The organism is Methylobacterium sp. EM32 (genome assembly GCF_040593685.1).
Lineage (GTDB): Bacteria > Pseudomonadota > Alphaproteobacteria > Rhizobiales > Beijerinckiaceae > Methylobacterium.
In genome coordinates this window covers 20,122-28,186 of record NZ_JBEXZS010000220.1, presented here as the reverse complement: position 1 = coordinate 28,186, position 8,065 = coordinate 20,122, and the positions used below count along the sequence as shown (strand labels likewise).

Below are 8,065 nucleotides of genomic sequence, written 5' to 3'. Positions count from 1 at the left end.
CACCCCCCCTTCACCGCCCCCGCCGTCAATCCAGCCACGATCTGCCGCTGCGCGAACACCGTCAGCACCAGGACCGGCAGGGTGACGATCAGCGCCGCCGCCGCCAGCGGCCCCCAGCTCAGCTGGTCGAACGAGATCATGTTGTAGACCGCGACCGGCAGGGTGCGGGTCTCGCGCCCGGCGAGCACGATGCCGAAGACGAAGTTGTTCCAGGAGAAGATCACCGCCAGGATCATCGCCACCGCGATGCCGGGCTTGGCGATAGGCAGCGCGACGTAGCGAAACACCTGCCAGCGGCTGGCCCCGTCGATGGTGGCCGCCTCCTCCAGCTCCAGCGGCGTGGTCTCGAAGTAGCCGATCATGATCCAGATCACGATCGGCACCGTGACGACGAGGTGGATGATGATCTGCGGCCACAGCGTGCCGAGGAGCCCGAGCCACTGGAACAGCAGGAAGAGCGGGATCAGGTAGGACAGGCCCGGCGTGATGCGGGCGACCAGGATCACCACCGCCGCCTTGGCGGCCTTCATCCGGGCGATGCCGTAGCCGGCCGGCACTCCGACGAGGAGGGCGAGCCCGGTCGCCGTCCCCGTCACCAGCAGGCTGTTGAGGAAGTAGGTCGAGAACCGGTTCGACTCGAGCACGTCGAGGTAATTCTTCCAGGCGAGGCGCTCGGGGATCAGGATCGGCGGATAGGCCGCGTTGTCGATCTCGTACTTGACCGAGAGCGACAGCATCCAGACGAAGAACAGGATCACCGGCGAGACGATCACCAGGACGGCGAAGAGCAGGGCGGCCTGCTTGAGGAGCCAGCGCCCGTTCATTCGACCGCCCCTTGCGTGCGCTTGCGGACCACCAGCAGGGCGGCGGCGAGGGCGATGATGAGGAGGAAGAACACCACGGCGATCGCCGAACCGTAGCCCACGTCGTAATAGGCGAAGGCGACGCTGTAGAGGTAGATGTTGATCGTCTCCGAGGCGGTCCCCGGTCCCCCTTGGGTGATGGCGAAGATGATGTCGAAGCTCTTCACCGCGTCGATCATCCTGATCATCGCGGCGACGAACAGGAACGGCGCCACCAGCGGCAGGGTGATGTGGCGAAAGACCTGCCAGAGCGAGGCGCCGTCGATCTGCGCGCTCTCATAGGGCTCGGTCGGAAGCGCCGCGAGGCCGCCGAGCACGATCAGCATCACGAGCGGCGTCCACTGCCAGGTCTCGACCAGCACCAGAGACGGGATCACGGTCGCGGGGTGGAACACCCAGAGCTGCGGCGGGATGCCGACGAGGGAGAGCAGGTAGTTCAGCACCCCGAGCTGGGGGTGGAACATCATGGTCCAGACGAGCGCGATGGCGACGGGCGTCGCCATCATCGGCAGGATGAACACGCCGCGCAGGAAGCCCCGCAAGGGAAACTTGGCGTGGAACACGCAGGCCGCCAGCGTGCCGAGGATCAGGGGCAGCACCACCGAGAGCGCGGTGTAGACGAGCGTCTGCCACACCGCGTCGAGGAAACGCGGATCGGTGGGGAGCCGCGCGTAGTTGGAGAGGCCGACGAAGGCCGGGTCCGCCCCGACCTTCCATTCGTGCAGGCTCATCCACAGGGTGAAGGCCCAGGGAAAGACGATCACCCCGACGACGACGACCAGGGCCGGCACCACGAAGGGCCAGTAGCCCGGCGGGCGCCAGCGAGAAGCCGGCGCCTCGTCAGGCGCCAGCGCGACGGACGATGGCGCGAGGCCGGCCCGGGCCATCAGGCTTTCTCGCTGCGCTCGAGGATCGGCCGGTACTGCTCGGCCGCCTTCTTCAGTTCGGTCGCCGGGTCGGCCCCCGACAGGGTGGCGGTGACGGCAGAGCCGACGATGTCGCGGAACTCCGCCACCGGCACCACGACCGGCAGGCCGAGCTTGCTGATCTTCGACGAGCCGATCACCGAATCGAGCCACTCGCGCGGCATCTTCACGCCCTGCTGGACCTCGGCGTCGCTGAGGATCGAATCGCGGAACGGCACGCCGCCGCCGGCCTGGAGCAGGCGCCCGCCCATGATCTTCGAGACCGCCCACTGGCAGTAGAGGTAGGCGGCCTCCTTCTTGGTGCTCGCCGCCGTCACGCCGATGCCGTCGCCGTAGGTGGCCGAGGCGTGGTCCTTCGGGCCCTTCGGCACGACCGCGTAGCCGACCTTGCCGACGACGCGGGAGGCGTTGGGATCCTCCAGCGGCGGCGCCCAGCCGACGCCGTCGAGCCACATCGCGGCCCGCCCCTGCGTGAACGCCGCCATCGACTCCATCCAGTTGAAGCCGACGACGCCGGGGGGCGCGGTCTTGGTGAGCAGGCGCTGGTAGAGCTTCGTCGCCTCGACCGCCTCCGGGCCGTCGATCAGCAGGTTGCCCTTGTCGTCGAGGAAGCGGCCGCCATAGGCGAGGAAGAACGCGCCCCAGAGCGCCATGTTGGCGTTGCGCAGGCCCCGGCCGACGAAGCCGTAGGTGCCGGCCTTCGGGTCGGTCAGCGTCTCGGCCGCCCGCATCATGTCGTCGAAGGTCTCGGGGTAGGCGACGTTCTTCTTCTGGAACAGTTCCTTGTTCCAGTACAGGATGAAGTAGTCGACCGACATCGGCAGCGAGCGCATCTCGCCCTTCGGCGTCTTGGCGTATTGCAGGCCGGCGGCGCTGAAATCGGCCTCGCGCAAGGCGGGATCGGTCAGGTTCGGGTCCTTGAGGTAGCCCGACAGGTCGGCGAGCCAGCCGGCCTTGTCGAACTGGCGCTTCTGCACGTGGTAGCTCAGGTGCACCACGTCGAAGCTCGGCCGACCGGAGGTCAGCTCGATGACGATCTTCTGGCGCTGCTGCTGCTCGGGGATGACCTCGGAATTGACCTTGATCCCGGTCAGCGCCGTGAACTCGGCGGCGTGGCGCTGGAGCAGGTCGCCCCGCGGCCCCTTGATCAGGTTGACCTCGAGGGTGGTGCCGGCGTGGCGCTTCCAGTCCACGGCCGCGAAGGCCGGGCGCGCGCCCATCAGCCCGAGACCGGCCGCAGCGGCGCCGGATGCCAGGATGCGGCGGCGGGTCGGCCCGCCGCGAGAGAACTCGCCCATCGTTTCCTGCCCTTGACGATCCGCCCGGGTCTGGCGCCCGGGCTTGTTCGGTTCGGGGCCGGTGCTCCGTCCCCGTCGCGCCGCGTCAGCGGCAGCGCTGCCGGAGCCTAGTGCAAGACGCGCAGCCGTGGGAAGCGGCTCGACCTGACGGCCCCGGAAAAATCAGTACGCAACGGTTACGGCGCGGCGAGATCCAGCGTCAGGGCGAAGCGCGCCCCCTTCGTGCCCGACACCGCGAGGTCGCCGCCGAGCTGGCGGGCGAGGCCGTGGATCACCCGCATGCCGAGGCTGCGGCGCGCCGCCGCCGTGTCGAACCCCTCGGGCAGGCCGACGCCGTCATCGGAGACGCTGAGGCGGACCTTGCCCTCGCCCGCCGGCACCGCCTCGACCCGCACCGGGCCGTGGGCGCCCGGATAGGCGTACTTGACCGCGTTGGTGACGAGTTCGTTGACGAACAGGCCGAGCGGGATCGCGAGGTCGGCCGGGATCGGCATGGCCGGGGCCGCGCAGGTGATGGCGTGGCCGGGCGCGCTCTCGCGCAGCTTCTCGCACAGGCTGTCGAGGAAGCCCGACAGCTCGACCGCGGCGAGGTCGGGCTGGCGCCAGAGCTGGTCGTGGACCTGCGCCACCGCTTCGACCCGCGAGCGGGCATCCGCCAGGGCGTCGCGGGCCTGCTGGCTCTCGGTGGTGCGGGCCTGGAGCGAGAGCAAGCCCGCCACGGTGGCGAGGCTGTTCTTGACCCGGTGGCTCATCTCGCGGGTCAGCAGCTCCTGCCGGTCGAGGGCGGCCTGCAGCCGGGCTTCGCTGCGCTGGCGTTCGATGGCGCCGCCGAGCAGGTTGGCGAAGCCCTGCATGAAGGCGATGTCGGTCTCGTCGAACTGGCCCTCGCGGGTGTCGTCGACCTCGAGCACGCCGAAATCGCCCTCGCGGTTGCGGATCAGCACGTTGAGGGCGCGACGCACGCCGTGATCGGCCATCAGCTGCGGGGTGCGGAAGCGGCGCTCGTTCTCGAGGTGGTTGGAGATCACCGGCTGCCCGGTCTTGAGGGCGTAGCCCGCCGGCGAGGCGAGATCGGCCCCGACGAGGGCGTGGCCGACGACGTTCGGCCCCCAGCCGACGCCCGCGATGACCAGCAGGGTGTCCTGACCCGGCTTGTATTCCAGCGCCTTGCAGAACTGCGCCGACATCCCCTCGGCGCAGAGTTCGGTCGCCCGCTGCAGCAGCCGGCCGAGATCGTCGGCGCGCAGGGCCTCGACGCCGAACTCGGACAGGATCTTCTGCTGCTTCAGGCGGTAATCGAGATCCGGACGGCTGAGCTCCGCCATCGTCTGCAATCCTGTCCTTTCCCTGCGCGAGAGGCGGGGTCCGTGCTTCGAGGGCGAGACCGGCAGCGTGACCGGAACAACGTGATGGAGTGGGGCCACGTCCGCCGGGGCGGGTCAACCGCGCAGGAGCGCGAAGCCAGGATGCCGCACGGCGCCATCCCCAGGCCCGTCCCCCCGTTCGCCGTCCAAGCGCTGCACTGTTCGTGCTTAGCTCTGTTCCATATGATACAGTGCAGTGCACATAACGCAGGAGTGCGGATCCGTGCTGCGCCTCGTCGCCCTCGGGATCATCCTGACCGCCGCCGTGACGATCCTGGTGAGCCTCTTGCGACCGCCGCCGGTCCGGGCACAGCAGGATGCGTATTACTGCCGCCCTCCCCTCAAATTCGCCGCCGGCGCCTGCGTGGCGCAGTGTCCGGCGGGCTATGAGGATCGCGGCCGGATCTGCACCTTCCGCAGCCTGTCGCGCTGACGGATCAGGCGGCGTCCGCCGTCGAGACCCCATTCGGCGCCGAGTGCGCGTCGCCCCAGGCCTTGAGCGCCCGGATCACCGGTTCGAGGCTGCGGCCGCGCTCGGTCAGGCGGTACTCCACCCGCGGCGGCACCTCGGCATAGACCGTGCGGTGGATGAACCCGTCCGCCTCCAGCTCGCGCAGCTGGTTGGTCAGCATGCGCTGGGTCACGTTCGGCATCCGGCGGCGCAAGGCGTTGAACCGGAGCGAGTCCTCCGGCGCCGGCGCCTCGGCCAGCAGGTGGTAGAGGATCACGCCCTTCCACTTGCCGTCGATCAGCTGCAGCGTGGCCTCGACGGCGCAGCCCGGGCTGCAATCCAGGCTGCGGTGCCGGGTGCGGGCCATCACGGTATCCTTTTCGACACTATGAGCGCTTCATGTGCGTTCTTGCGCACTCCGATCGTAGCGGTCATCTCCGCTTCAGTCATCAAGGAGCCCGCCCATGCGCGCCGTCGGTTACCAGACTTCCCTGCCGATCGAGGACCAGGCCGCCCTCCAGGACATTACCCTTCCCCGCCCCGAGCCCACGGGCCGCGACCTCCTGGTCGAGGTCCGGGCGGTGTCGGTGAACCCGGTCGACACCAAGGTGCGCCGCCGCGCCGCGCCGGAAGCCGAGGGCTGGAAGGTGCTGGGCTGGGACGCCGCCGGCATCGTCGTCGCCGCCGGCCCCGAGGCGACGCGCTTCCGGCCCGGCGACGCGGTGTTCTATGCCGGCGCCCTGGAGCGCCCCGGTACCAATGCCGAGTTCCACCTCGTCGACGAGCGCATCGTCGGCCACAAGCCCGCCTCGCTCTCCTTCGCCGAGGCGGCGGCCCTGCCGCTCACCGCGATCACCGCCTGGGAGGCGCTGTTCGACCGGCTCGACGTCCGCAAGCCGGTGCCGGGCGCGGCGAAGGCGGTGCTGATCGTCGGCGGGGCCGGCGGCGTCGGCTCGATCGCGACGCAGCTCGCGCGCCAGCTCACCGACCTCACCGTCATCACCACCGCCTCACGGCCGGAGACGCAGGCCTGGAGCCGGGAGCTCGGCGCCCATCACGTCGTCGATCACGGCGCGGCGCTGGCGCGACAGGTGGCGGATCTCGGCCTCGGCGCCCCGAGCGTCGTCTTCTCGACCACCCACACCGACACGCACCTGCCGGCCCTCGTCGAGCTGATGGCGCCGCAGGGCCGGCTCGCGCTGATCGACGATCCGGCGACGCTCGACGTGTCGCTCCTCAAGCGCAAGAGCCTGTCGCTGCACTGGGAGTTCATGTTCACCCGGCCGATGTTCGGCACCGTCGACATCGCGGCGCAGGGCGAGCTGCTGGACGAGGTGGCGCGGCTCGTCGAGGCGGGGAAGCTGCGCACCACCCTCGCCGACCATTTCGGGCCGATCAACGCCGCGAACCTGCGCCGGGCGCACGCGCTCCTCGAGAGCGGGCGGGCGAAGGGGAAGATCGTGCTGGAGGGGTTCGCGTGAGGGGCGGTCAGGCGCAGTTCCGTCGGCTGATTCGCGGGTAAATTAACGCGACGGCCCAAACACACAGGGTCATCCCGGGGCTCGACGAAGTCGAGAACCCGGGATCCATAACCGCCGACGTTGAAGGAAGGGACCGTCAGCGTTCCGCATCATCCTGCACCGTCTGCGGTTATGGATCCCGGGTTCCGCTGCGCGGCCCCGGGATGACGCGGATGGTGCCAGGTCCGTCGCCCGACGGGAATATAATTCAGGCTCGCAGAGAAGTGGTGAAGCGGGTTCTCAGCGCATCACCTGCCGGGCCGCCCGATGCATCTTCGCCCTGGCGTGATGCCGGTGCTTCACCCGGACCGCCCGCGCCCGCGGCGCGATGCCGGGCTCGCCGTAATAGCCCGCCGGCGCGTAGCCGTCGCCCGGCGCTCCGTACTGGTAACCGCGGACCGGCCGCATCGGGGCCTGGACCGCGTCGTAGGGACCGTGCCCGGTCCGCGCCCGGTAGGCCGCACCGGCGAAGTCGCCGGGGGTCGGCGGGGTGCCGGGCTGCGAGAAGCTGGTCTCGGGCCGGTAGGCCGGGCCCCAGCCGATCTCGTCGTCGCCGGCCGGGTCCCGGCCCGGGAAGCCGGTGACGTAGCCGACGCTCTGGGCGGCGGCCGGCAAGGCTGCGGCGAGGGTGGCGAATCCGGCGAGGAGACCCGCCGCGAGGAGGCGTGCGCGCATGGACGTGTCCTTTCCGAGTGTGAAGCGTCAGTAGGCGCGGCTGCCGAGGACGTAGTCGGCCATGCGGTGCGGGCGGTTGAGCGGCCCCTCGCTCACGCTGTCATTGTAGTAGCCGAACCCGGCCGGTCCGAAGGCGCCGCCATTGGTGACGGCGGCGACCGGCACGGCGCGGATCGCCACCAGGCCGGTGCGGCCGACCGGCAGCGGGCCGACGACCAGGTCGGGCGAGACCTGCAGGACGGTGGGGCCGGGCGCGGCAGCGCGATTGTAGATGTCCGGCTCGACGGCCGGCGGGCGCACCCGCACCGCGAGCGGCGACTGCGCCAGGGCCGGGCCGGACGCGACGGGGCTCGCGAGGCAGGCCAGGGCGGCAAGCGGCAGGAGACGATGACGGACCACGCGGGGCATCCTCCGGTGACGGATGCCGGTCAACGCGCGGGGAGCGGCGCCCGGTTCCGGGGCGCGGCGTGCTGTCCTGGGTCGGGCCCCAAGTGGCCCCGTCGGTCAGCCCTTGGTGCGGACCACGACCTCGCGCTCGCGCTGCACCCGCTCGCACTCGGCCCAGTAGCCGTTGAGGAGCGCGGGGGTCGAGGAGCAGCGATAGGCGACGTCGGGGCTCGGGGCCGGGACGGGGTCGCGGGCGATGATCGGGTTCGGCGCGCAGGCGGCCGGCAGGGCGGCCGCGGCGGCGAGAACGACGAGCTTCAGCGAGCGACGCATCGGATACCCAGGGTGGAGCGAAACTTGACCGTACCCTGATGCCGGGCGGCCCCCGGATCAACCCGGGGCCGGGCGCGGGGGGCCGCCGGGGACGCGATTGCGCCGCCCTGTCGCCCCCCGGCCACAAATAAATACCCCAGCGATGCCGAACGGACCCGTTCGACATCGCTGGGCAAGCCCGACCGGGCGCCGGCGCTGATGCGCCGGACGCCCTGCCATCGACCTCGTCGATGGCAGGGCGCGTTCAT

General features: G+C 70.6%; 10 protein-coding genes. 2 read left to right on the top strand and 8 right to left on the bottom strand.

What is annotated here, in order from left to right; translation table 11 throughout:
- The 4 genes from ABZT49_RS28445 to ABZT49_RS28430 form a co-directional block, all read right to left on the bottom strand.
- On the bottom strand, positions 1–824 hold an 824-nt coding region (locus ABZT49_RS28445), incomplete at its 3' end, for a carbohydrate ABC transporter permease (RefSeq protein WP_355291126.1).
- Positions 821–1,750 (bottom strand): sugar ABC transporter permease, encoded by a 930-nt coding sequence (locus ABZT49_RS28440; protein WP_355291124.1) that lies wholly within the window; start codon positions 1,748–1,750, stop codon positions 821–823. The genes ABZT49_RS28440 and ABZT49_RS28445, both read right to left, overlap by 4 nt.
- Positions 1,750–3,087: a sugar ABC transporter substrate-binding protein gene (locus ABZT49_RS28435; RefSeq protein ID WP_355291122.1), complete on the bottom strand. Its 1,338-nt coding sequence runs from the start codon at positions 3,085–3,087 to the stop codon at positions 1,750–1,752. Before ABZT49_RS28435 ends, ABZT49_RS28440 begins: the two co-directional genes overlap by 1 nt.
- A 176-nt stretch (positions 3,088–3,263) precedes the next feature.
- Positions 3,264–4,412, bottom strand: coding sequence for a histidine kinase dimerization/phosphoacceptor domain -containing protein (locus tag ABZT49_RS28430; RefSeq protein ID WP_355291120.1), 1,149 nt, complete (start codon positions 4,410–4,412; stop codon positions 3,264–3,266).
- Between the two features lie 262 nt (positions 4,413–4,674).
- On the opposite strand from ABZT49_RS28430, the gene ABZT49_RS28425 reads away from it, so the two are divergent.
- Positions 4,675–4,884, top strand: a complete 210-nt coding sequence (locus tag ABZT49_RS28425; protein ID WP_355291118.1) for a hypothetical protein — start codon at positions 4,675–4,677, stop codon at positions 4,882–4,884.
- A 4-nt stretch (positions 4,885–4,888) separates the two neighbouring features.
- Here the strand turns inward: ABZT49_RS28425 and ABZT49_RS28420 are convergent, their stop codons facing one another.
- Positions 4,889–5,269, bottom strand: a complete 381-nt coding sequence (locus tag ABZT49_RS28420; protein WP_355291116.1) for a helix-turn-helix domain-containing protein — start codon at positions 5,267–5,269, stop codon at positions 4,889–4,891.
- 97 nt (positions 5,270–5,366) lie between these two features.
- Here ABZT49_RS28420 and ABZT49_RS28415 point away from each other — a divergent pair, with 97 nt between their 5' ends.
- Positions 5,367–6,383, top strand: coding sequence for a zinc-binding alcohol dehydrogenase family protein (locus tag ABZT49_RS28415; RefSeq protein ID WP_355291114.1), 1,017 nt, complete (start codon positions 5,367–5,369; stop codon positions 6,381–6,383).
- Positions 6,384–6,662: 279 nt separating this feature from the next.
- On the opposite strand, the gene ABZT49_RS28410 is transcribed toward ABZT49_RS28415, so the two are convergent.
- The 3 genes from ABZT49_RS28410 to ABZT49_RS28400 form a co-directional block, all read right to left on the bottom strand.
- On the bottom strand, positions 6,663–7,097 hold the full coding sequence (locus tag ABZT49_RS28410; protein WP_355291112.1) for a hypothetical protein: 435 nt from the start codon (positions 7,095–7,097) through the stop codon (positions 6,663–6,665).
- A gap of 27 nt (positions 7,098–7,124) precedes the next feature.
- On the bottom strand, positions 7,125–7,505 hold the full coding sequence (locus tag ABZT49_RS28405; RefSeq protein WP_355291110.1) for a hypothetical protein: 381 nt from the start codon (positions 7,503–7,505) through the stop codon (positions 7,125–7,127).
- Positions 7,506–7,601: 96 nt separating this feature from the next.
- The gene (locus ABZT49_RS28400) at positions 7,602–7,817 is read right to left on the bottom strand and encodes a hypothetical protein (RefSeq protein ID WP_355291108.1); all 216 of its coding nucleotides are present in this window, start codon (positions 7,815–7,817) and stop codon (positions 7,602–7,604) included.
- Between the last annotated feature and the right edge of the window lie 248 nt (positions 7,818–8,065).

Coding starts and splice junctions, on each gene's coding strand:
- ABZT49_RS28415 (WP_355291114.1), top strand. CDS start 5,367: ATGCGCGCCGTCGGTTACCAGACTTCCCTGCCGATCGAGGACCAGGCC.
- ABZT49_RS28400 (WP_355291108.1), bottom strand. CDS start 7,817: ATGCGTCGCTCGCTGAAGCTCGTCGTTCTCGCCGCCGCGGCCGCCCTG.
- ABZT49_RS28430 (WP_355291120.1), bottom strand. CDS start 4,412: ATGGCGGAGCTCAGCCGTCCGGATCTCGATTACCGCCTGAAGCAGCAG.
- ABZT49_RS28435 (WP_355291122.1), bottom strand. CDS start 3,087: ATGGGCGAGTTCTCTCGCGGCGGGCCGACCCGCCGCCGCATCCTGGCA.
- ABZT49_RS28420 (WP_355291116.1), bottom strand. CDS start 5,269: ATGGCCCGCACCCGGCACCGCAGCCTGGATTGCAGCCCGGGCTGCGCC.
- ABZT49_RS28405 (WP_355291110.1), bottom strand. CDS start 7,505: ATGCCCCGCGTGGTCCGTCATCGTCTCCTGCCGCTTGCCGCCCTGGCC.
- ABZT49_RS28410 (WP_355291112.1), bottom strand. CDS start 7,097: ATGCGCGCACGCCTCCTCGCGGCGGGTCTCCTCGCCGGATTCGCCACC.
- ABZT49_RS28440 (WP_355291124.1), bottom strand. CDS start 1,750: ATGGCCCGGGCCGGCCTCGCGCCATCGTCCGTCGCGCTGGCGCCTGAC.